We start from the raw sequence: 21,765 nt of genomic DNA, 5'->3' as shown, positions 1-21,765 counted from the left end.
TCAGCCACCGCATTTGTGCTGGGCGTCGGGCAGAATCCAGCTTGCGCGCGTGCGGTCGTTGGTGACGAGGAACAGCCGCCCGCTGTCATCAGGGCCGCAATCCCGATCGATCTCGACCAGACACATGGTGACGGGATCGCCGGGCTTTGAGCTGATCAGCGCTTCCTCTCTGTTATAAGAAACCTGGTAGCCATCATTGGCATAGTCGATACCCGTGCCGCTGTCGAAGTCCGCGCCGGCAGCGGGCGCATTGCCATCGTCCAGACGAGGGTGAACCTCGAGGACCGTCGTGGCCGCGCATTGCCCGACTTTTTCAGGGATCGCGGAGGTCTCGGGCAATCGGCTGCCTGTCAGGGATCGGGCCGAAATCCCTCCCATGAAATCGCTTTTATCGGGCGAGATTTCCCAGAGGACGGCGAGATAGGCGCTCAGAATGCAGGATTTGTCGTCGCCGCAATCGCGCCGATCAGCCAGGAAATTGCGGGCCTTGTGGACGAGATCTTCGTCGGGCGATGCCTTTTTCGCTGCGGCATAGCGTTCGTTGAAAAGCTCATCGAGATGAGAAAGCCTGTCGTCGCCGCAGACGATCTTTTCGTCGGCGCTGCTCGCCTTGGAACAGTCGAAGCCGGCAGCTTCAGCCGCCGTCGCGAGAAGGATGCCGGCGCCGCAGACGACGATGAAGTGCAAGACGGATCTCATGAAGGCTCTCCCTGAAGGTCGGCAGTCTCCGACATCGTCATTGCCGATCGGTTACGATTTTCGAGATTTCGATGCGGCGGGCTTTAATTCAGGCGGGGTTTACAGCAGCAGTTTGACGAGTTCGCCGACTGCCGCCTGCAACTGCTCCAGCGGAAATCCGCCGAAGCCGAGCATCAGGCCGTGGCGCGCCGGCTGTCCGCCATACATGGGCGAGATTGCGCGCACGGCGAGGCCGACCGACAGAGCGCGGGCTGCGATCTTTACGTCGTCGACCCCTTCGGGAAGCCATAGGAGAATATGCATGCCCTGGTCGCTCGGTTGAACGCGGCATCCCTCAGGCAAGGCTTGCTCGAGCGCCGCCAGCAGGACGGCGCGCCGTTCGGCATAGAGTCCGCGGATACGCCGGATATGCGCTTCGAAGTAACCCTCCCTCATGTAGGCCGCCAGAACATGCTGTTCTGCTGTCGGCGAATGCCGGTCGAGAATGGCGCGGGCGCCGGCGAAGGCTTCTGCGAGCGGGAAAGGGGCGATGACATAGCCGAGGCGCAGCGCGGGAAAAAGCACCTTGCTGAACGTGCCGAGATAGATGACACGTGACGGACGCAACCCCTGCATCGAAGGAAACGGGTGCCCGGCATAACGCAGCTCGCTGTCGTAATCGTCCTCGACGATCCAGGCGCGGTTTTGATCGGCCCAGGCGATCAGGGCATTGCGACGGGCCATGCTGAGCGGCATGCCAATCGGATATTGATGTGAAGGGGTGACGAATGCGGCGCGCGCCTGCGGGTAGAGCTCGAGGCCGTGTTCCACATTCATTCCCTGCGCATCGACCGGCAGACGGTGCGTCTTTACGCCGAGATCGTCGAGCACCGCCGTCAGGCCGGGATAGGCCGGGTCTTCGGCCCATACCTGATCGTCACGGGACAGAAGGACCCGGCCCGCCATGTAGAGGCCTTGCTGCGTGCCTGACGTGACGATGACCTGTTCCGGCTCGCAGTGAACGGCCCGCGAGCGGCGGACGTGGTCGGCAATGGCAAGCCTGAGTTCGAGCACGCCCATAGGGTCGTGGTAACCGGAGGGTGCGGCCTGTCTCGACGCGCGCACACGATTGCCGAGGCGGCGCCAGTTGTCGTCAGGTGCAATACCGGAAGCCGGGACGGCGATAGCGAAGGGTATGGGTGGGTGCGGAGTGAGCGCACGGGCGATTGCGATCAACCGGGCAGCCGGGGAAGGCAGGTCGACGGCATCCGCCGCCGGCGGCATCGCCGGGGCCGACGGGAGGCCCGGCGTTGCATCCAAGAGGTGAGCGGCAACACGGGTTCCAGCTCCGATCCGCGCTTCGAGATAACCTTCAGCAGTCAACTGATCGAAGACCTCGACGACAGTGCCGCGAGCGATTTTCAGCGAAGCCGCAAGGGTACGTGTCGAAGGAAGGCGTTCGCCTGGCCTCAGCTCCCCGCAGGCGATGGCGTTGCGCAGGGACTGGGCAAGCTGGCGGCCGACATTGGCGGTTCGATCGATCGCATTGAGCGAGGGGATTTCGATGGTGCTGCGCCGCTTGGACATTGCAAATGGTCCACAATATTTCCTCAAAATGGAGCTTCATGATGGACCAGTTTTCGAAGAGAAGGAAGCGAATTGATTGTTTCCGGAAACCGCAAATGCAGGATCTTCTCGTCGTCTACATCGCCTATGCAATCGCGGCAGGCAGTCCCGGGCCAAGCAACATGGCCATCATGAATGTCGCAATGAGCCAGGGGCGCCGACCGGCGCTGGTGCTTGCTGCCGGGGTGATCACCATGTCCTCATGCTGGGGGCTGATTGCGGTCACCGGCATCTCGACACTCCTCGTGCGTTATTCCCACGCTCTGCTGATCCTCAAGATCGCAGGTGGGGTCTACCTCCTCTGGCTCGCCTGGAGGGCGGCCCGCTCGGCGGCGGCCCCGGATCGGCCTTCAGGTGAGTTCGCCAGGCCGCCAGCGAAAGTCGGCACGCTGTATCGCCGCGGCGTTCTGATGCATCTCGGCAATCCGAAAGCGGTTCTGGCCTGGGTCGCGATCATGTCGCTTGGCCTTAAGCCCGGCGCTTCGCCGGAGATGGCGGTCACGGCGTTCGGCGGCTGCGTGCTGCTGGGGATTTCGATCTTCGCCGGTTATGCCGTGCTGTTCTCGACGGCGCCGATGGTGCGCGGCTATGCGCGTGCGCGGCGATGGATCGAGGGAGGTCTCGCCGTCTTCTTCGCCGGCGCCGGATCGCGCCTGCTGTTTTCACATTGACCGCTATTCAGGACCGCATCATGTCTTCAGTTTCTCCCTTTCATGGACTTTCGGCTTTTCCGCCAACGCCTGCCGATGTGAATGGCCGGGTGGACACCGAATCTCTCTGCCGTCTGCTGGAACCGCTGTGCGATGCCGGCGTCGCTTCCATCGGCCTTCTCGGCAGCACCGGGATCTACGCCTTTCTGACACGCGCGGAGCGACGGCGCGCCGCTCAAGCTGCGGTCGAATGCGTTAAAGGTCGTGTTCCCATTATCGTCGGTGTCGGGGCTCTCAGGACGGACCATGCCGTCGATCTTGCCAGGGATGCCGAGGCCGCCGGTGCGGATGCGCTTCTGCTTGCGCCGGTGTCTTACACGCCATTGACCCAGGAAGAAGCCTACCAGCATTTCCTTGCGGTCACGAAAGCGGCGGCGCTGCCGCTTTGCATCTACAATAATCCCGGCACGACGCATTTCACTTTCAGCCGGGATCTTCTGCACCGCCTCTCCGATATCGAGACGATCAGGGCGGTGAAGATGCCGCTGCCTGTCGATGGCGATCTGCGGGGAGAACTGGCGGCATTGCGTGAGAAGACCAACCTCGCGATCGGCTATAGCGGCGACTGGGGCGCGGCCGAAGCGCTGCTTTCCGGCGCCGACGCCTGGTACAGCGTCGTCGGCGGCTTGCTGCCGCACATTGCCCTTGCCCTGACGAAGGCGGCGATTGCTGGCGACGGCGGCGAGACGCGGCGTCTCGATAGTGCTCTGCAGCCGCTCTGGAAATCGTTCAATGAGTTCGGAAGTCTTCGCGTGGTCTATGCGGTGGTCAATCCTCTTCTGCCGATCGAGGCAGAACTCCCACGACCGCTGTTGCCGCTAGGGCCGACGGACCGGAGGCGTGTGCTCGACGCCGTCGAGCCTCTGATCGCGCTGGAAAACGAGCTGAAGGCTCAATCCTTGTTGTAGAGGCTGCTCAGCGGTTTCTTCAGGATGCTTTCGCGCAGCGACGTGCCGGGTTCGCGGCGCGTGATCGCCGGCTGGTCGGCCGGCGGTGCCGGCCGCGGAAAGACCGGCTCTTCGCGGCGCATCTCGCGGCGCAGCGCATCAAGCCGCGGGTCGATCGAGGGTGATGTGGCCGGGTCGAGGCGCGGCGCCTGCGGCAGCAATTCGCGCCGGTAGGATTCGAGCGGCGCAGCAGATGGCGCAGGCGGGGCATAGGGCTTGTCGCCGAGATCTTCTTCGGCATCATCAGCCCCGTCGAAGCCCACCACCGATGCGGCCAGGCTCTGCTGGAAATTCGAAATGTCGGGTCCGACGGTTACCGCCCGCATGCGGGTGACGATCTTGCGCAGATCGACGCTATCCGGATCCTCCTCGCTGTGCTTGTTGTTGGCGTTGCTCGCCTTCGGCAGGAGGGTCTCGTCGACGCGGGAAAAGCGCATGCGCATCGGCACGCTGATCGCCTCGCCGAAGGCGATCGCCTCGCCGTTGCCGATCGAGGAGATGAAGCTCGTCGTCGAGATCGACGAATTCGGGATGGCCGAACGGATAATTTCCTGGTCGCGGTCGTTGGCAAGGCGCATGGCAAAGAGCGTCGAGCACTGTGACAGGATCGTCTGGTCGAGTTCGCCCGGCCGCTGAGTGATGATGCCGAGCGAGACGCCGTATTTGCGGCCCTCCTTGGCGATGCGGGCGATCGCCTGGCGCGTCGGCACGAAGCCGAGGCTGGGGTCGGAGGGGATGTAGCGGTGGGCCTCTTCGCAAACGACCAGCATGTGAATGGCGCCTTCGCTCCACAGCGCCACCTCGAAGGCCATACGGCAGAGCACCGAGGCGACCGAATTGACCACCTCGGAGGGAATGCCGGCCAGCTGGAAGGTGCAGATCGGCCGGTTCTCGCCGGGGACCCGGAAGATCTGCGCGATGGTCTCGGTGATCGTGTCGCTGATCGTGTTGTTGGAGAACATGAAGTGATAGCGCGGATCGTTGATCGCGGCGATGAGGCGCATCTTCAGCGAGCGCAGGAAGGGTTTCTCCTGGCGGCCTTCCAGGCGGCCGATGCGTTCGTCGATCAGCGCCAGCAGATCGGCCATGCGGTAGGGAACCGGCGTATCGGCAGTGATCGAGCTCTTTTCCGTCGTGCGGCGCACCAGCGAATTGTCGCTGCCGCGGAAGGCACGTTTGGCCTCAGGCATGATGTCGCGCAGCATGTCGAGTTCGTCCGGCACTGGCGGGCGGCCGCGAAACACGACCTCGGCAAATTCTTCCAGCCGCATCAGCCAGAAGGGCAGGTCGAGTGTATCGGTGTCGATGGTGACGGCGTGGTTGGGAAAGGCGGCGGCGAATTCGTTGTGCGGATCGAGGATCAGCACCCGCAGTTTTGGATCTGCCGCGATCGCCTTGTGCAACAGCAGCGACACGGCCGTCGATTTGCCAACGCCGGTGGAGCCGACGACGGCGAAGTGCTTGGAGAGCATCGAGGGGATGTGGATCGCCGCGTCGATGCTTTCGTCCTGCGTCAGCTTGCCGATGACGGCCGTCGTGCCCTCTCCGGCATCATAGATTCGCATCAGGTCGGCGGAGCGGATGCGGTGGGCGATGGCGCCGAGATAGGGATAACGCGAGATGCCGGTCGAGAATTCCTCGCGCCCGTCCTCGTCGACGCGGACTTCGCCGAGAAGCTCGGTCTCGATCTTGAAATAATTGTCCTCGCCTTCGCCCCAGGCATGGCTGCCGGTATTCATCGAGTAGACGAGGGCGACGACACGGTTACGGCCGACGCTGATCGAAATCAGCCGGCCGACGGACCAGAGTTCGGTGAGATCGGTGCCGCCCTGTTCGGCGACGGCAGCGATCGTCGCCCGCGATCCGCTGCATGCGACGACGCGGCCGAGAAAGCGATTTCCTGGCGCATGGCCATCGCGTCTATCGTGCTCGCCTGCCTTGCCAGACACGCGCAAGTCGTTGTTGAGCAACGGGCTACTCCCTGCAATAGGGAACAAGGATAGAGTCCATCCTTTAACAAATCCTTCAGCCTATGGATTTTCGGGGCTTGAGGGATTTCGGGAGGCTCGGGCGCGCAGGCAGTTTTTTATTGCGGCATGCGTTGACGCTGCGAAATTTTCTGTCTATCACTGCCGACCATGAAAATCGCAACGGCTCTTATCGTGGTGGGAAAGCGCATGGGCAGGATGGTGTAACCATCCGGCGGTAGCCACCCATGCGCTAGATGACAGGCTCCTCCGGGGCCTTTTTTTATGCCCGAAATTCGGGCTTCCGGCCACAAACGCAATCCCAGCATCAAACGGAACAGACAGATGACCACGGACAATCAGGCGGCAGGCAATCGGATGACGGGAGCGGAGATCGTTCTCAAGGCGCTGAAGGACAATGGCGTCGAACATATCTTCGGCTATCCCGGCGGCGCGGTCCTGCCGATCTACGACGAGATCTTCCAGCAGGACGAGATCAAGCACATCCTCGTCCGCCACGAGCAGGGGGCAGGCCATGCGGCCGAAGGTTATGCCCGCTCCACCGGCAAGGTCGGCGTCATGCTGGTCACCTCGGGTCCGGGCGCCACCAATGCCGTCACGCCGCTGCAGGATGCGCTGATGGATTCGATCCCGCTCGTCTGCCTGACCGGTCAGGTTCCGACCCCGCTGATCGGCTCCGACGCCTTCCAGGAATGCGATACGGTCGGCATCACCCGGCCCTGCACCAAGCACAACTGGCTGGTCAAGGACGTCAACCAGCTCGCCGCCATCATTCACGAGGCCTTCCGCATCGCCCAGTCCGGCCGTCCGGGCCCCGTCGTCGTCGATATTCCGAAAGACGTGCAGTTTGCGACCGGCACCTACACGCCGCCCGCCGATTACGCGATCCAGAAGAGCTACCAGCCGAAGATCCAGGGCGATCTCAACCAGATCCACGCGGCAATCGAGATGATGGCGAATGCGCGCCGTCCGATCATCTATTCCGGCGGCGGCGTCGTCAATTCCGGCCCCGAAGCCTCCAAGCTGCTGCGCGAGCTGGTCGACCTCACCGATTTCCCGATCACCTCGACGCTGATGGGCCTCGGCGCCTATCCCGCTTCCGGCAAGAACTGGCTGAAGATGCTCGGCATGCACGGTTCCTACGAGGCCAACATGGCGATGCATGATTGCGACGTCATGGTCTGCATCGGCGCGCGCTTCGACGACCGCATCACCGGCCGCCTCAACGCTTTCTCCCCGAACTCGAAGAAGATCCATATCGATATCGATCCTTCCTCGATCAACAAGAACGTCCGCGTCGATATCGGCATCCGCGGCGATGTCGGCCATGTCCTCGAAGACATGGTCCGCCTGTGGCGGGCGCTGCCGAAGAAGCCGGAGAAAAACCGCCTCGAGGGCTGGTGGAGCGATATCGCCCGCTGGCGGGCGCGCAACTCCTTCGCCTATACGAAGAACAGCGACGTCATCATGCCGCAATATGCGCTGGAACGGCTCTTTGCGCATACCAAGGACCGCGACACCTATATCACCACCGAGGTCGGCCAGCACCAGATGTGGGCGGCGCAGTTCTTCGGCTTCGAGCAGCCGAACCGCTGGATGACTTCGGGCGGCTTAGGCACCATGGGTTACGGCCTGCCGGCGGCGCTCGGCGTGCAGATCGCCCATCCCGGCAGCCTCGTCATCGACATTGCCGGCGACGCCTCGATCCAGATGTGCATCCAGGAAATGTCGACGGCGATCCAGTACGACGCGCCGATCAAGATCTTCATCATGAACAACCAGTATATGGGCATGGTGCGCCAGTGGCAGCAGCTGCTGCACGGCAACCGCCTGTCGCACTCCTATACGGAAGCGATGCCCGATTTCGTCAAGCTGGCGGAAGCCTATGGCGCCGTCGGCCTGCGCTGCGACAAGCCGGACGAGCTTGACGACGCCATCGTGGAGATGATCGAGGTCAAGAAGCCCGTCATCTTCGATTGCCGCGTCGCCAATCTCGCCAATTGCTTCCCGATGATCCCGTCGGGCAAGGCTCACAACGAGATGCTGCTGCCTGACGAAGCCACGGATGAAGCGGTCGCCAATGCGATCGACGCCAAGGGCCGTCAGCTAGTATAACGATAAGGTAGGAAACCCAGGATCATGAACGCACACCTTCAACCCACCGGCTCTGCCTACTTCATCTCTCCGGAAACGACGGCCGTCGAGAGCCATACGCTCTCGGTGCTCGTCGACAACGAGCCGGGCGTGCTTGCCCGTGTCATCGGCCTGTTCTCCGGTCGCGGTTATAACATCGAGAGCCTCACCGTCTCCGAGACCGAGCACCAGGCGCATCTTTCCCGCATCACCGTCGTCACCCGCGGCACGCCGCAGGTACTGGAGCAGATCAAGGCGCAGCTCGAGCGCATCGTGCCGGTGCACCGCGTCGTCGATCTGACGGTGCGCGCCCGCGAACTCGGCCAGGAACGGCCGATCGAACGTGAAGTGGCGCTGATCAAGGTGATCGGCGAGGGCGAAACCCGCGCCGAGACGCTGCGCCTTGCCGACGCTTTCCACGCCAAGGTGGTGGATGCGACGATCGATCACTTCATCCTGGAGATCACAGGCAAGTCGTCGAAGATCGACCAGTTCGTGGCGATCATGAAGCCGCTCGGCCTGATCGAGGTCTGCCGCACCGGTATTGCCGCGATGAACCGCGGCGCGCAGGGGATGTGAGCCGGCCAAGGCTGTTTGGTTCGTGCCGCTGGGCTGCCCCTCACCCTAGCCCTCTCCCCGTTCTGACGGGGAGAGGGGACGTGGCCTGCGAGAGGTTGGCGAGGGACGGAGAGGGTGCGGCATATCCCCTTCGCCCCGCTTGCGGGGAGAAGGTGCCGGCAGGCAGATGAGGGGCCGGCTCGGCGATCACAGCATCTCCAGCACCCTTTTGCTCGTCGGCGGCGGGAAGGCGGCGTCAAGTGCGTGCCAATCCTCGTCGGTTATGTCGAGCGAGACGCAGTCGCGGTTTTCGCGAACGCGTTCGGCATTCGATGTCTTCGGGATGACGATGACGCCGTCGCGTTTGAGCAGGAAGGCGAGCGCCAGCTGGGCGGGCGTTGCCTGATAGGCCTTGGCGATGCGGATCAGTTCAGCATTGTGCAGGATGCGGCCCTGTTCGATCGGCGAATAGGCCATGATCGGGATGTTGCGGCTCTGGCACCAGGGCAGCAGATCGAATTCGATGCCCCGGCGGGAAAGGTTATAGAGCACCTGGTTGGCGGCGACATTGGCGCCGTCGGGCACGCGGAGCAGTTCCTGCATGTCGTCGGTATCGAAGTTGGAAACGCCCCAGGCGCCGATCTTGCCCGCAGCCTTCAGCGTCTCGAAGGCTTCGACCGTCTCGGCGAGCGGATAGTTGCCGCGCCAGTGCAGGAGATAAAGATCGATGCGGTCGATGCCGAGCCGTTCGAGGCTGTTCTCGCAGGCTTCGATCGTGCCTTTCAGGCTGGCATTCCAGGGATAGACCTTGCTGACGATGAAAACCTCGTCGCGCCGTCCCTTGATGGCCTGGCCGACGATCTCCTCGGCGCCGCCGTCGCCATACATTTCGGCCGTGTCGATCAGCGTCATGCCGAGATCGATGCCAGCCCTCAGACTTTCGATTTCGGCCTTCGCATATCCGGCATCCTCGCCCATGGCCCAGGTTCCCTGGCCGAGCGCCGGCACTTCAGCGCCGTTCGGGAATGTGACTGATGGAATCGGATCGTCCTGCATGGCTCTTCTTCCTGCTCAAGAGATTGGGCCGTGTCGCCATCTTTCAAGTAATCCTGTCACCATGACAATGATGCAATGGCATCCGGAATTTATGGCAGTTATGCTGACCTAAATGAAAACAAGAAGCAAAAGGCCGGTTTCGGGAGGTCGCATGCCGCTGGATACGTTTTTCGCCCTCTTTCTTTTCGCCTTCACGACGTCGATCACGCCGGGGCCGAACAATATGATGCTTTTCGCTTCAGGCGTGAATTTCGGCTTTCGCCGAACGATCCCGCATATGTTCGGCATCGGCGCGGGCTTCTTCTCGCTGCTCATCGGCGTCGGCCTCGGTCTCGGCGCGCTGCTGCACACGGTGCCTGCCGTCTATATGGCGCTAAAGTTTACGGGCGGTGCCTATCTCGTCTGGATCGCCTGGAAGATCGCTTCGTCGCGTTCGCTCAGCGAAGGCAAGAGCGGTGCGGCGCCGATGTCCTTCGTCTCGGCGGCGGCGTTCCAATGGGTCAATCCGAAAGCCTGGGTGATGGCGGTGACTGCCATGGCGACCTATACCAATCCCGAGCTTTATATCGTCAGCGTGCTGGTCGTCGGCCTGGCTTTTGCTGTCGTCAACGTTCCGAGTGTTTCGACCTGGGCGGGCTTCGGCTCGGCGCTGCGGGAATGGCTTTCCGATCCGGTGCGGCTGAAATGGTTCAACATCAGCATGGCCGTGCTTTTGGTGGCGAGCCTCTGGCCGATGTTAAAATAGGGTGAGCGACGGTTTGGTCAGCATCAGCCAGAGAATGCCGAGGACGGCTGAGAAGGCCGGGAAGCCGCAGGCGAACCAGATGTGGTAGAGGCTGTGATAGGCCGGCGGTAGCGCTTGTCCCGAGCTTATTGCGGCGCGGGCGAGATCACGCAGCCGGATCTGGATCCAGACGACAGGCAGCCAGAACAGGCCGGTGACGACGTAGAGCAGCAGCGACAGCGCAATCCAGCCCTCAGACAGATCCCAGCCGATCGATCGCGCCAGCAGGTAGCCCGTGATGGGCTGGAGGATGGCAGCGGTGGCGGTGAAGACCGTGTCGGCGATGACGACGGTTGCGGCGACATGGGCGATCAGGGCGGGATCGCGTGTGCGATGCGCCATCACCATGAAGAAGGCGATGCCGGCGCCGGTGCCGAAGAGCACGGTCGCGCCGATCACATGGGCAAGCAGCAACAGTTCGGCGAGCATCAGCGTTCGTCCAGCGTGGCGAGGGCGGTCAGCGTCAGCAGGATCGATGGCAGCACCTTGACGAGGGGGCCGAGCGGATCGAGCCAGAGCGCCGGTTCGAGAAGCGTGCCGCCGGCGAGATAGGCCAGTGAGATGGCCAGCATGCCGAGAAGGGCGCGTTTGGCGAGCGGGCGGACAAGGACGGCGGCGCCGAGTGCGATGTCGATGAGGCAGGTGATGATCGTCAGCGCAGTTGCCGCCGCCTCGGGCATGAAGGGCAGGAAATGGGTGCTGGCTTGTGCCGGCACCAGCAGCGGGATGAGGCCGGAGAGCAGCCAGAAGGCCGACAGGCCGACTATGACGAGCGGTTTCAGGAGATAGAGCCGGGCGAACCAGAGATCCTGCACGCCGGAGGGATTGGCCGCGAGCGTTGCTGCGGCTGATGTCGCAGGAAGCGCGCCTTCTGCTTTGGCACGCCGCACACCTTCCGACATCACGGTCATGGCCGTCGAGCGCAGCGGCGAACGCCAGCCGAGCAAGCCCGCAACATCGGCGAGCCAGGTCACCGGCTTCGCAAGCCAAGAAGCTAGGGCGATCACTCGGACAGGCGGCAGGCCCAGCCATTGCCGGTGCAGGCGCACGAGATCGGCAAGTGTCAGTGCCTCGTCGGCAGCAAGAACCACGTCCCCACGAAGATTTCCCGCGACCGCCCGCGACACGGCTTCCGCCACATCGTCCACGGAAAGCGTTTCGACCGGGCTTTCCGCATGGGTGAGCGGCAGCATCAGGGGGAAGGCGGCCAGCGCCCGGATGAGCGACGAGCCGCCATGAGCATTGCGGCCGAGAACGAGGGCAGGGCGCAGGATGAGGTGAGGCAGGCCGCTTGCCGCCAGCGCCTCGTCGGCCCGCCGCTTGGTGGCGAGAAAGGGCAGATCTCCCGCCGGGCCTGCCGTCCTTGCGGATATCTGCACGATCAGAGGGCGCGAACGTTTCGCGGCGGCGAAAAGCGCCAGTATCGCATCCGTCTGCGTGGCCGCCAGATCATCCGACAAACCGTCCTGCAGGGCGCCGGCACAATTGACGACGACATGCTGGCCCTCGAGGAGTTCGTCCCAGTCCTCGGGCTTCGTCATGTGCGAGAGATCGGCCTGGAGCCAGCCGATTGCAGGCTGCTTCAACTGCGCCCGCCCGGGATTACGCCCGAGTCCGGTCACGGCGTGCCCATCGGCCGCGAGCCGGGCCGCGACGACGGAGCCTATGAAGCCGGTTGCGCCGAGAATCAGGATGTTCATGGCGGGAGATTAGCCGAAAAGAGGACGGCGCATAGAAAGGAATGGCAGGCCCGCGGCGCATGTTGGCCCCGTTGACGAAGTCCTAAGAACATCGGCGTCATGGTCGCCAGATGAAATTTCGGCAATCAGCCTCAAGGTTCAAAAAGTGTCTGAGTCTACCCCTATGGTTCTTCTGGACCAACGCATTCGTGAAGGCATCATCGATTACTTCGAATGGGTCGGGGATTACCAACTTCAGAGGAAATACCAGGCAGATGTACCCCACGTGAATGTTCCTAACGAAGCAATCAATCAGTGGGAAGACTGGATACGAGGAGAACGATTTGACACATACGTCGAGCCCGTTTTCTCTCGCCAAGAGCAGATTGCCATCCGAGAGTTTCATAGAATTTGGGATGCAGTTGCGGATGAAATGCCTGAGGGTTATTCCAGGCTCGAGGATCTAATCGGAACCGCCCTATGGGAGCGATTGAGAAAAGCAGCGGAGCAGGCGCGTAATATCTTCATTCTGCGCGGTCACTTCGATCGCAACGTCATTCAGTTCCCAGATCAGGATTAAGACTATGCCTTCGGCCAAACTCAAACCTACCAACACCGAAGCAAACTTTGTCAACAGGACCTAGAAATAACGGGTAGTTTCGGGAGGGCTTCGCTTTGCACGACCATGACGACGAGCACGATCATGCGCACCGGCATGACCATGATCACAATCACTACTCCGACATGCAGGCGCGCGTGAAAGCGCTGGAGACGTTGCTGACGGAGAAGGGGTTGATCGATCCGGCGGCGATCGATGCGATTGTCGAGACCTATGAGACGAAGGTGGGGCCGCGGAATGGCGCGCGTGTCGTCGCCAAGGCTTGGAGCGATCCGGAGTTCGCGGACTGGCTGAAGCGCGATGCGACGGCGGCGATTGCGAGTCTTGGGTTTACCGGCCGGCAGGGCGAGCATATGCGTGCCGTCTTCAATACGCCCGACACTCATAACCTGATCGTCTGTACGCTCTGTTCCTGTTATCCCTGGTCGGTGCTCGGCCTGCCGCCGGTCTGGTACAAGGCGCCGGCCTATCGCTCGCGCGCCGTCATCGATCCGCGCGGCGTGCTGGCCGAGTTCGGGCTGACGCTGCCTCCGGAGAAGAAGATCCGTGTCTGGGATTCGACGGCGGAGCTGCGTTATCTCGTCATTCCCGAGCGGCCGGACGGGACGGAAGGGATGGACGAGGCAGCACTTGCCGATCTCGTCAGCCGCGATGCAATGATCGGGACGGCCGTTGCCGGCAGCTCGGAGGCTCTGTCATGAACGGACCGCACGATCTCGGCGGGCAGATGGGCTTCGGGCCTGTCGCGCCCGAAAAGGATGAGCCCTATTTCCATGCCGAATGGGAAAAGCGGGCGCTCGGCATCACGCTTTCCTGCGGCGCTTTCGGCGCCTGGACGATCGATGAGAGCCGGCATGCGCGCGAGAATATTCCGCCGGCCGATTATCTCGCAGCGAGCTATTACGAGATCTGGATGCGCGGTGTCGAGACGCTGCTCGAAAGGCACGGTTTTGCGACGCGCGAGGAGCTGTCGTCCGGCCACAAGCTGCAGGATGGGACGGTGCCGAAGCGGGTGCTGAAGGCGGATATGGTGCCGGCGGCTCTGGCGAAAGGCGGGCCTTGCGATCGTCCTGTCGAGGCCGCGCCGCTCTTTGCGGTCGGCGAGCGTGTGCGGACGAAGAATTTCAATCCGGCGACCCATACGCGGCTGCCGCGTTATGCGCGCGCCAAGGTGGGCGTCGTCGAAGCGGTGCAGGGGTCTTTCGTCTTTCCCGATGATAATGCCCATGGCAAAGGCGAGAACCCGCAATGGCTCTATACCGTCGTCTTCGATGGCGCGGAGATCTGGGGCGAGGGCGCCGACCCGTCGCTGACGGTCTCGATCGATGCGTGGGAGAGCTATCTTGAGCCTGTGTGAAAACCTTTCTCAGCTCTCGCAATCACCTGATCTGCCGAAGTCGCCGGAGGGCAATCCCGTCTTCCCGGAGCCCTGGGCGGCCGAAGCTTTCGCCATGACCGTGCATCTGCACGAAAAGGGCATCTTCACCTGGAGCGAATGGGCTGCCGTGCTCTCACGAGAGTTACATAAGCCCGGCCGGGCCGAAGACGGCAGCGATTATTTCGACTGCTGGGTGGAGGCGCTTTCGGACCTGCTCGTCAGTCGCGGCCTGGCGGATGCCTCCGCCATCTTTGCCCTGCAAAAGAGTTGGCAGCGGGCGGCCGAAGCCACGCCGCATGGCAAGCCGATCGAGCTTGCCAACGATCCGCTGCGCTGAGCCTCATGACGGGAACTGCCGGTAGCATTCCTCGGCCACTGCGCGCAGCGTCTCGCGGGAGATTTCGCCGGTGACGGCGTAACCGAGTTCGCCGTCGATCCAGTAGAAGGTTTCGACATTGCCTGACGAGGCGAAACGGAAGCTGGTCGTGCGATTTTCGGTGTTGCGGCCGACCAGGACGGTCAGGCGTTCGCCGGTCTGGTTCTCGTACATGAACATGGCGCCTGGCCGACCGTCGACGGGCAGCAGGCGGCCGCCGACCAGCTTGAAGCCGAGCGGCTGCAGGCTCGGGATTTTGAGGTTCTGGATTGCCAGGCGCTTGCCGAGCCAGGTGGCGAGGTGGGCCTCCTCGTCGGCGAAGACCTCGACGGGATGGCGAACCTCAGCGGCATAGACGGCAAACGCCGTCTCCGCCTGTTTCGGCAGGGTTTCGGAGCTGGCAAGCTGCAATTCCGGCTTATCCAGAAAGGAGGGGCCATAATGGCCGCTGACGGCGCCGAGCGCGAAGATGACAACAGCCGAGGCGGCGATCGCCCAGCCTTTGCGCTCTGACGACACGGCGCGCGGGGGAATGACGAGCAAGGGGTCGGTGTCTTTCGCCTTTTCATAGGCTGAAAACAGCGACCGAATGCCCGTGTTCTGCGCCCGCCATTCGGCGACCATCGTCGCCGCGTCGGGATTGTCGGCGAGGTAGGCTTCGATGCGGGCACGCGAGCTTTCCGACAGTTGGCCATCGGCATAGGCGTGGAGATCGGCTTCGGTGACGATCGGGTCGGCTTCGTTCATTTCGGTCTCCGAAGCGTAATGATGTTGTCGGCCTTCAGTCGCTCGGCGACGCGCTGGCGGGCGCGCGACAGGCGGGACATGACGGTGCCGATCGGGATATCGAGGGCGGTGGCGACCTCGCCATAGGTATATCCCTCGATGACCACGAGCATCAGCACGGCGCGGTGCTCCTCCGAAAGGCTGTTGAGTGCGTTGTCGAGCCGCGCGCGTTCCAGCGGATCGGCCGGCGGTTCGGGTGCGGCGATGTCGTCGGCGGCGTCGAGCTCGACGAGGCCGTCGCGCGCCTTGCCGCGCCGGCCGTTGCGATAGAGATTGGTCATGATGGTCAGGACCCAGCCGCGCAGGTTGAGGCCGCGCCACTGGCCGCGGCGCGTCAGGATCTTCTCGACACAGTCCTGGAGCAGGTCCTCGCCATCGGCATCCGAGCGCGTCAGGCTGCGCGAATAGCGCCTGAGCGAGGGCAGGAGGGCCAGGATCTGGCCCTCGAAACTGTCGGGTGCGGGTGTTTTCACGCCAGCGGTTCTCTTTTGATCGAGGCCTGTACCATCAAGGCTTGGCAAGTTCCCAGTTGCCGCCGACGCCGTCGCCGGTAATGTCGCCCGCCTTCTTGTCCTTGACCCAATAATAAAGCGGCATGCCGTCCTTGGCCCATTGCTTCGTGCCATCCTTGCGATCGATGATCGAATATGCACCATCGGCCTTGGCACCGGAAGCCGCCATCAGCGGGGGCCAGTTCTTGGCGCAATCGTCGTTGCAGTTGGAAACGCCCTTGGCGTCCTTTTTGAAGGTGTAGAGGGTCATCCCGTTTTCGCCGGCCAGCACCTTGCCCTTGGCGGATTCGACTTCCTTGACGGGAGCGGCTGCGAAAGCAGCGGTCGCGGCAAGGGCGGCGGCGGCCGTTACGGACAGGAATTTCACGGATGTCATGATGTCTCTCCTTGGGTTGGGCACGCAATGCTGCGATACCGGAGATGAGACACGGGGGGAGGCGATTTTATTCCCGATGGAGCGAAAATAGTCGTCGCAGGGGAAGCGCCGCCGGTTGCCTTGGCGGATCATTTACATCATGCTGTTTTGCGGATATTCTATATCCTTAATTCCGTTCGCAGAACCAGCCGTTACGAGTTGCTGAATGATCCTGAAAAGCCAGGTCGAGTGGGCGCTGCACTGCTGCGCCATTCTCGCGGGCCTGCCTGAGGGCAGGTATCTCTCCACCAAGGCGCTCGCCGAGCTTCATGGTCTGCCGAAGGAATATCTCTCCAAGGCACTGCAAAGCCTTTCCCAAGCCGCTCTCGTCGATACCACGCTCGGCCCGAGCGGCGGCTACAGGCTTGCGAGATCCTCCTCCGAGATCAATTTTCTCGACATCGTCGAGGCGGTCGAGGGAAAGGCGCGCAGCTTCACCTGCACGAACATCCGGGAAAACAACCCGTGCCGGCCGGCGGGCTATTGCGACAGCAAGCCTTGCGCGGTCGCGCGCATCATGTGGGAGGCCGACGAGGCCTGGCGCGATACGCTGAGGCGCGTCCGGCTCTCCGATCTTGTCGGCATTCTGTCCGAGGAGGTGCGGCCCGACCTCTGGCAGAGCACCTTCGAATGGGTGCTGAAGCGCGCCGGCTGAGAGGGGATGCGGATTTTTACGCCCTGAAAATGGTCTTGATGGTCTTCAGGATGGCGTGCACGTTGTGGGCCTGTTCCGGGGGCCGGGCTGCGCCGTCGCGAAAGCGTTCGGCGCGGCCGGCGAGGGCTCCGGCGATCTCTTCGGCCAAGGCGGGGCGTTCGGTGAGCAGCGGCCCAAAGGTCTTCTGGTCGATTTCATAGGCCGTCACCGGGGTCAGGGCCTCCAGGGTGCAGATCTCCTGCATGCCGGCGAGCAGGCCGGTCTCGCCGAAAAAATCGCCCGGCGCAAACCGCCCGCGCTCTTCGCCCTCGCACTGCGCCACGATGATGCCGGCGCGCACCATCATCAGCGAGGGCAGCATTTCGCCCTCCCGCACGATCACATCGCCCTTGCGGAAATGCCGGACAGTGGTGGTCTCGGCGAGCTTCTGCTTTTCATCGGATGTCAGTGTCGCAAAGACCGGAATGGCTTCGATCAGCGCAAGCGGCGTTACGCTCGGGGGCCTGGCGTTTTCTTCCGTCGGCAGGTCGGCGGTCAGGATATTGGCCGCGGGAGGAACGGCAAGAATCAGGCCGGCGGATTTGCAATGGCGGTAGACGAGATCGAGGACCTCGTTTCGCGCCGGAACGCGCTGGCTGGGGCTCATCACCCGAAACTGCAGCTCGACTTCGAGCGCGGTGGCATCCAGCCCCTTCAATGCGACGACCGGCGGTGGTTCGCGCACGATGGAATTGCAGCTCGTGAGCGCGGAGAGCATGACCTGGCGGATCGATGCCGGCATCCGAGTGGGCGCGATGCGGATGGTGAGGATCAGCAAATGCGTCTCGTCCGGCCGGCTGACATTGGTCAAGCCGAGTTTCGCCAGGAAACTGTTCGGCAGGACGACGACATTATTGGCGCTGGTCAGGATGTGCGTCGCGCGCCAGTTGCTTTCGACGATGCGCCCTTCCGTCCCGTCGCTCAACAGGATCCAGTCGCCGATGACATAGGGCCGGCCGAGCGTCAGAGCGATGCCGGAGAAGACGTCGGCGAGGGTGTTCTGCAGCGCCAGACCGAGGATGATGGCGATTATGCCCGAGGTGGCGACGAGGGTGCCGATCGGTACGCCGAAGACGAAGGCGAGGATCGAGAGCGCCATGCCGATATAGACGACGCCGATCACGAGATCCTGGAGCAGGCGGGCTTCCCGGGGGCTGCCCTCCAGCACCAGATACAGCCTGATGAAACCGATGACGGCCCATGCCAGGTGGACCCACCAGAGCGATTTGGCGAGAACGACGAGCAGGGCCTGCGGGTCTTCGGACTGATAGCCCTGAAAGCGGTGGGGCTCCATGCCGCTGCCGACGAGGATCAGCGTCATCACGGCAAAGAAGAGGATCTGCACCACCAGCCGCGTCGTCGGCCGCTGGCTGGACAGGAAGTACCAGACGAGGATGCCGGCAAAGCCGACCACGATGAGGGAAATCAACGGCTTACCGAAGAGCGCATCGTAGATCATCTCTCAGTCTCCGGGAGGGGCGGGCGGTACATGATTGAGCATGTCGGCCACCCGCGCAAGCGGCGGGTTTTGCGCGGGCGACGATCGGCGGAGCGTCAGTTCTGCAGCGGGAAGGTCAGTTCCTTCTGATTGGTGTCGACCACGAAGACGGCGAGCAGGCGGGCTGGCTTGGTCTTGCTGCCGTTGGCGCTGACGCCGTGGCGGTCGCCCGGCATTTCCGAGAAGCTCTCTCCTGCCTGATAGACCTTGACCGGACCGTCATTGACCTGGCTGCGGATCGATCCTTCGAGCACGGTGGCGTAGATGAAGGCTGAGTCAGGGTGGGTATGGCCGTCCGAGAAGCCGCCCGGGCCGTATTCGACCAGCACGCCCTTGAGGCTCTTGCCCGGCACGTTCGGAAGTTCGTGCTCGTAGACGAGCGTGACCTTGGCGGCCTTGCTGTGCTCATCGGCGCTGGCGCCGGTGGCTGCCAGGAAAGCGAGGGCGGCGGCGAGGAATGATGTTCTGATCATCGGAATCTCCATAATTGACGATTTTCATGACGGATCTCTCTCCGCTGCCGGGGCGCGGCAGCGTCAAAATTGAATCTTCTCAATGAATTGCTAGGATTAGCTCAGGCCTGCCTTATCGAGGCCATAGGCCTTGTCGGCCGTGCCGGGCACGGTCTTGAAGCCGACATTGACGCGGTTCCAGGCATTGATGGCCATGACGACGAAGGTCAGGTCGGAGATTTCCTTCTCCGAAAGCTGGCCGCGAATCCGCTCATAGATCTCGTCGGGAACACCGCCCTCGGGCAGCTTCGTCAGGGCTTCGGTCCAGGCCAGCGCCGCGCGTTCGCGGGGGATGAACAGGTTCGATTCCCGCCAGATGGCGACGTGATAGATCCGCAGCTCGCTCTCGCCATGGAGCTTTGCCTGCTTCACATGCATGTCGAGGCAAAAGCCGCATCCGTTGATCTGCGAGGCGCGGATTTCGACCAGGGCCTGCAGCTTCTCGTCGATGACGCTGCTACGGAGCGCCATGCTGAATTCCATGAACTTCTTGAAAAGCTCGGGGGACTGCTGGGCATAGTTCAATCGCTGAGTCATGTCTTTCTCCTCTTATTAAGGATACTTAATATCCTTATGGATAAAATATATCCTTAATTTATGGACTGTAAAGCCATTCTCACTTAGTCTGGCGGCATAAAGCCTATGCGCAAAAGTATGAGGGGGCGGGCATGGATATCGTTTCGACATTGCGGACTTTCCAGCGCGTCGTGGAGACGGGCTCGTTTTCAGCCGCCGCGCACGATCTCGACGTGACCCAGCCGGCGGTCTCGCGGCAGGTCGCGGCGCTGGAAGGCCATTTCAACACGCGCCTCCTGCATCGCACGACGAGCGGCCTGTCGCTGACGGCGGAGGGGGAACGGATGCTGCCGATGGCGCTGAGGATTCTCGAGGCGGTGGAGGAACTCGGCGATGCTGCCGGATCGGATGCAGCGATCGCTTCAGGCAAGGTCAGGCTCAGCGTTCCGGCTCCACTCGGTCTCTATCTGAGCGAGCGGCTGGGTGATCTTCTCGCCGCCCATCCGAAGCTCTCCATTGAGCTGCTTTTCAGGGAGCAGAGCTCGGATATGATCGAGGAGCGCCTCGATCTCGAAGTGTGCCTTGGCCCGGTCGCCGACAGCAGCCTGGTCTGCCGGCGGATCGGCTGGACGACGGCATTCCTCGTCGCATCTCCCGCCTATCTCGCCCGCAGGGCGGCGCCGCGCGCACCGAAGGACATCAAGGACCATGAATGCCTGTGCTATAGCAGGGCAGGCGAGGCCAACATATGGTCCTTCTCGAACGGCTCGGAAGACATAACCGTCCGGATCTCGCCGCGGTTGACGGCCTGCAACGCCGTCGCCATTCACCGGGCCACTCTTGCCGGCGCGGGGCTTGCGGTGCTCTCCCACATCGTCGCAATGCCCGACATCGCCGCCGGTCGACTGATCCCGGTGATGGAGGATTTCCAGCCGAGCCGGCTGCCGGTCACCGTCGTCTATCCCTCGCGGCGCAATATGCCGCTGCGCGTCAAAACGGTTCTGGATTTTCTGATAGATGCGATGGCGCAGGACCCGTCCATGTGCGCAAGCGGCGCGGACCCGGGCTGGAATGGATGAGTGCAGGGATCTGCCGCCATGGCCCTGCCGCATCAGTTTCCGCCTTGCCTAAGTCAGGCGAATCCTGCCAAGTCGTCTGATCATGCAATTTGCGCCGCAACAAGACGAAGCCCTCAAGGCTGTTTCGAAATGGCTGAACGAAGGGCGCTCGCCGCTCTTTCGCCTGTTCGGCTATGCCGGAACGGGCAAGACCACGCTTGCCCGGCATTTTGCCGAGAATGTCGATGGCGACGTGCTGTTTGCCGCCTTCACCGGCAAGGCCGCGCAGGTGCTGCGCTCGCGCGGCGCCTCCAACGCCAAAACCATTCATTCGCTGATCTACCGGCCGCGCGGCGAAGAAGCGGTGGAGGACGAGGAAACCGGCAAGACTTCGATCGCGCCGATGTTTTCGATCAACCGGCAGAGCCCGGTCGCGAAAGCCGCGCTGATCATCGTCGACGAATGCTCGATGGTGGACGAGGCGCTCGGCAAGGACCTGATGAGCTTCGGCACGCCGATCCTGGTGCTCGGCGATCCCGGCCAGTTGCCGCCGGTCAGCGGCGGCGGTTACTTCACCAACCAGGACCCGGATTATCTGCTCACCGATATCCACCGTCAGGCGCGCGACAATCCGATCATCAAGCTTGCCATGCAGGTGCGCGAAGGCAATGAGATCATGTACGGCGATTACGGCACGGCCAAGGTGATCTCGAAGAGCGAGGTGACGCAGGACCTCGTGATGAAAGCCGACCAGGTGCTTGTCGGCACCAACCGGACGCGGCGCCGCTACAACCAGCGCCTGCGCGAGTTGAAAGGCTTCAATGCCGATTATCCGCAGACCGGCGACAAGCTCGTCTGCCTCCGCAACGATCCGGCCAAGGGCTTGCTCAACGGCTCGCTCTGGCAGGTGATGACCTCGTCCAAGGAAACGACGAAGCCCGGCATCAATCTGCTGGTCCGTCCCGAGGATGACGACATGGATCGCGGGGCGGCGAAGATCAAGCTGTTGAAGCAGGCCTTCGAGGATGTCGAAGGCGAGATCCCGTGGAATACCCGCAAGCGCTACGACGAGTTCGACTACGGCTATGCGCTCACCGTTCACAAGGCGCAGGGTTCCCAGTGGGACGACGTCGTGCTGTTCGACGAGAGCTGGGCCTTTCGCGACACGCGGGAACGGTGGCTCTATACCGCGATCACGCGTGCGGCGGAGACGCTGACGATCGTTCGCTGAGCGGATTGGCG

24 protein-coding genes are annotated in these 21,765 nt (G+C 62.6%); 12 read left to right on the top strand and 12 right to left on the bottom strand.

The genetic code is table 11. The features are described from left to right. Both CO666_RS02795 and pdxR read right to left on the bottom strand, forming a co-directional pair. Positions 1 to 699 carry a lysozyme inhibitor LprI family protein gene (locus CO666_RS02795; protein ID WP_097610638.1) on the bottom strand — a complete coding sequence of 233 codons (699 nt, stop codon included), beginning with the start codon at positions 697 to 699 and terminating at the stop codon, positions 1 to 3. A 99-nt stretch (positions 700 to 798) separates the two neighbouring features. Next, on the bottom strand, positions 799 to 2,265 hold the full coding sequence (gene pdxR / locus CO666_RS02790; RefSeq protein ID WP_097610637.1) for a MocR-like pyridoxine biosynthesis transcription factor PdxR: 1,467 nt from the start codon (positions 2,263 to 2,265) through the stop codon (positions 799 to 801). A 95-nt stretch (positions 2,266 to 2,360) separates the two neighbouring features. Here pdxR and CO666_RS02785 point away from each other — a divergent pair, with 95 nt between their 5' ends. Together CO666_RS02785 and CO666_RS02780 are read left to right on the top strand one after the other, a co-directional pair. Continuing rightward, the gene (locus CO666_RS02785) at positions 2,361 to 2,975 is read left to right on the top strand and encodes a LysE family translocator (RefSeq protein ID WP_097610636.1); all 615 of its coding nucleotides are present in this window, start codon (positions 2,361 to 2,363) and stop codon (positions 2,973 to 2,975) included. A gap of 20 nt (positions 2,976 to 2,995) precedes the next feature. Next, positions 2,996 to 3,922, top strand: a complete 927-nt coding sequence (locus CO666_RS02780; protein WP_097610635.1) for a dihydrodipicolinate synthase family protein — start codon at positions 2,996 to 2,998, stop codon at positions 3,920 to 3,922. Here CO666_RS02780 and CO666_RS02775 read toward each other — a convergent pair. Beyond that, on the bottom strand, positions 3,907 to 5,931 hold the full coding sequence (locus CO666_RS02775; protein WP_097610634.1) for an ATP-binding protein: 2,025 nt from the start codon (positions 5,929 to 5,931) through the stop codon (positions 3,907 to 3,909). The two genes, CO666_RS02780 and CO666_RS02775, sit on opposite strands and share 16 nt — an antisense overlap. 342 nt (positions 5,932 to 6,273) lie before the next feature. Between CO666_RS02775 and CO666_RS02770 the strand changes: the two genes are divergently transcribed. Both CO666_RS02770 and ilvN read left to right on the top strand, forming a co-directional pair. Beyond that, positions 6,274 to 8,064 (top strand): acetolactate synthase 3 large subunit, encoded by a 1,791-nt coding sequence (locus tag CO666_RS02770; RefSeq protein WP_097610633.1) that lies wholly within the window; start codon positions 6,274 to 6,276, stop codon positions 8,062 to 8,064. A 24-nt stretch (positions 8,065 to 8,088) separates the two neighbouring features. Then, positions 8,089 to 8,661 carry an acetolactate synthase small subunit gene (gene ilvN, locus CO666_RS02765; protein WP_097610632.1) on the top strand — a complete coding sequence of 191 codons (573 nt, stop codon included), beginning with the start codon at positions 8,089 to 8,091 and terminating at the stop codon, positions 8,659 to 8,661. A gap of 186 nt (positions 8,662 to 8,847) precedes the next feature. Here ilvN and CO666_RS02755 read toward each other — a convergent pair whose 3' ends face one another. Continuing rightward, positions 8,848 to 9,696, bottom strand: a complete 849-nt coding sequence (locus tag CO666_RS02755) for an aldo/keto reductase (protein ID WP_097610631.1) — start codon at positions 9,694 to 9,696, stop codon at positions 8,848 to 8,850. A gap of 151 nt (positions 9,697 to 9,847) precedes the next feature. Here CO666_RS02755 and CO666_RS02750 point away from each other — a divergent pair, with 151 nt between their 5' ends. Then, a complete protein-coding gene (locus CO666_RS02750; RefSeq protein WP_097610630.1) occupies positions 9,848 to 10,441 on the top strand; it encodes a LysE family translocator in 594 nt (197 codons plus the stop codon). Here the strand turns inward: CO666_RS02750 and CO666_RS02745 are convergent. Then, on the bottom strand, positions 10,433 to 10,909 hold the full coding sequence (locus CO666_RS02745) for a DUF2269 family protein (RefSeq protein ID WP_097610629.1): 477 nt from the start codon (positions 10,907 to 10,909) through the stop codon (positions 10,433 to 10,435). The genes CO666_RS02750 and CO666_RS02745 overlap by 9 nt on opposite strands. After that, positions 10,909 to 12,180, bottom strand: coding sequence for an SDR family oxidoreductase (locus CO666_RS02740; RefSeq protein WP_097610628.1), 1,272 nt, complete (start codon positions 12,178 to 12,180; stop codon positions 10,909 to 10,911). Before CO666_RS02740 ends, CO666_RS02745 begins: the two co-directional genes overlap by 1 nt. A gap of 163 nt (positions 12,181 to 12,343) precedes the next feature. On the opposite strand from CO666_RS02740, the gene CO666_RS02735 reads away from it, so the two are divergent. The 4 genes from CO666_RS02735 to CO666_RS02720 all read left to right on the top strand — a co-directional run bounded on the left by CO666_RS02735 (position 12,344) and on the right by CO666_RS02720 (position 14,493). Further along, the gene (locus CO666_RS02735) at positions 12,344 to 12,739 is read left to right on the top strand and encodes a hypothetical protein (protein ID WP_097610627.1); all 396 of its coding nucleotides are present in this window, start codon (positions 12,344 to 12,346) and stop codon (positions 12,737 to 12,739) included. 95 nt (positions 12,740 to 12,834) lie between these two features. Then, positions 12,835 to 13,479, top strand: coding sequence for a nitrile hydratase subunit alpha (gene nthA / locus CO666_RS02730; RefSeq protein ID WP_097610626.1), 645 nt, complete (start codon positions 12,835 to 12,837; stop codon positions 13,477 to 13,479). After that, positions 13,476 to 14,135: a nitrile hydratase subunit beta gene (nthB, locus tag CO666_RS02725; RefSeq protein WP_097610625.1), complete on the top strand. Its 660-nt coding sequence runs from the start codon at positions 13,476 to 13,478 to the stop codon at positions 14,133 to 14,135. Before nthA ends, nthB begins: the two co-directional genes overlap by 4 nt. Next, the gene (locus CO666_RS02720; protein ID WP_097610624.1) at positions 14,122 to 14,493 is read left to right on the top strand and encodes a nitrile hydratase accessory protein; all 372 of its coding nucleotides are present in this window, start codon (positions 14,122 to 14,124) and stop codon (positions 14,491 to 14,493) included. The genes nthB and CO666_RS02720 overlap by 14 nt, the downstream gene beginning before the upstream one ends. Positions 14,494 to 14,496: 3 nt before the next feature. Here the strand turns inward: CO666_RS02720 and CO666_RS02715 are convergent, their stop codons facing one another. Genes CO666_RS02715 through CO666_RS02705 form a run of 3 tightly spaced genes read right to left on the bottom strand, consistent with a single transcriptional unit; the run spans position 14,497 to position 16,206 of the window. After that, positions 14,497 to 15,279, bottom strand: coding sequence for an anti-sigma factor family protein (locus CO666_RS02715; RefSeq protein ID WP_097610623.1), 783 nt, complete (start codon positions 15,277 to 15,279; stop codon positions 14,497 to 14,499). After that, on the bottom strand, positions 15,276 to 15,791 hold the full coding sequence (locus CO666_RS02710) for an RNA polymerase sigma factor (protein WP_097610622.1): 516 nt from the start codon (positions 15,789 to 15,791) through the stop codon (positions 15,276 to 15,278). The genes CO666_RS02715 and CO666_RS02710 overlap by 4 nt, the downstream gene beginning before the upstream one ends. Positions 15,792 to 15,825: 34 nt before the next feature. Beyond that, a complete protein-coding gene (locus tag CO666_RS02705; protein ID WP_097610621.1) occupies positions 15,826 to 16,206 on the bottom strand; it encodes a COG4315 family predicted lipoprotein in 381 nt (126 codons plus the stop codon). 205 nt (positions 16,207 to 16,411) lie between these two features. On the opposite strand from CO666_RS02705, the gene CO666_RS02700 reads away from it, so the two are divergent. Further along, positions 16,412 to 16,900: an RrF2 family transcriptional regulator gene (locus CO666_RS02700; protein ID WP_097610620.1), complete on the top strand. Its 489-nt coding sequence runs from the start codon at positions 16,412 to 16,414 to the stop codon at positions 16,898 to 16,900. Between the two features lie 16 nt (positions 16,901 to 16,916). Here the strand turns inward: CO666_RS02700 and CO666_RS02695 are convergent, their stop codons facing one another. The 3 genes from CO666_RS02695 to CO666_RS02685 form a co-directional block, all read right to left on the bottom strand. After that, on the bottom strand, positions 16,917 to 18,398 hold the full coding sequence (locus CO666_RS02695) for a cyclic nucleotide-binding domain-containing protein (RefSeq protein ID WP_097610619.1): 1,482 nt from the start codon (positions 18,396 to 18,398) through the stop codon (positions 16,917 to 16,919). Between the two features lie 95 nt (positions 18,399 to 18,493). Further along, positions 18,494 to 18,910, bottom strand: a complete 417-nt coding sequence (locus tag CO666_RS02690; RefSeq protein ID WP_097611015.1) for a cupin domain-containing protein — start codon at positions 18,908 to 18,910, stop codon at positions 18,494 to 18,496. A gap of 96 nt (positions 18,911 to 19,006) precedes the next feature. Continuing rightward, positions 19,007 to 19,486, bottom strand: coding sequence for a carboxymuconolactone decarboxylase family protein (locus CO666_RS02685; protein ID WP_097610618.1), 480 nt, complete (start codon positions 19,484 to 19,486; stop codon positions 19,007 to 19,009). A 131-nt stretch (positions 19,487 to 19,617) separates the two neighbouring features. Between CO666_RS02685 and CO666_RS02680 the strand changes: the two genes are divergently transcribed. Both CO666_RS02680 and CO666_RS02675 read left to right on the top strand, forming a co-directional pair. Beyond that, complete coding sequence (locus CO666_RS02680) at positions 19,618 to 20,544, top strand: LysR family transcriptional regulator (RefSeq protein ID WP_097610617.1); 927 nt, start codon at positions 19,618 to 19,620, stop codon at positions 20,542 to 20,544. An 82-nt stretch (positions 20,545 to 20,626) separates the two neighbouring features. After that, entirely contained in the window at positions 20,627 to 21,754 is a 1,128-nt protein-coding gene (locus CO666_RS02675) for an ATP-dependent DNA helicase (RefSeq protein WP_097610616.1), read from the top strand. Positions 21,755 to 21,765 lie beyond the last annotated feature (11 nt).

This window comes from Rhizobium chutanense (assembly GCF_002531935.1).
Classification (GTDB): domain Bacteria; phylum Pseudomonadota; class Alphaproteobacteria; order Rhizobiales; family Rhizobiaceae; genus Rhizobium; species Rhizobium chutanense.
The sequence above is the reverse complement of the archived record's forward strand: the minus strand, read 5'-3'. Positions and strand labels throughout refer to the sequence as shown.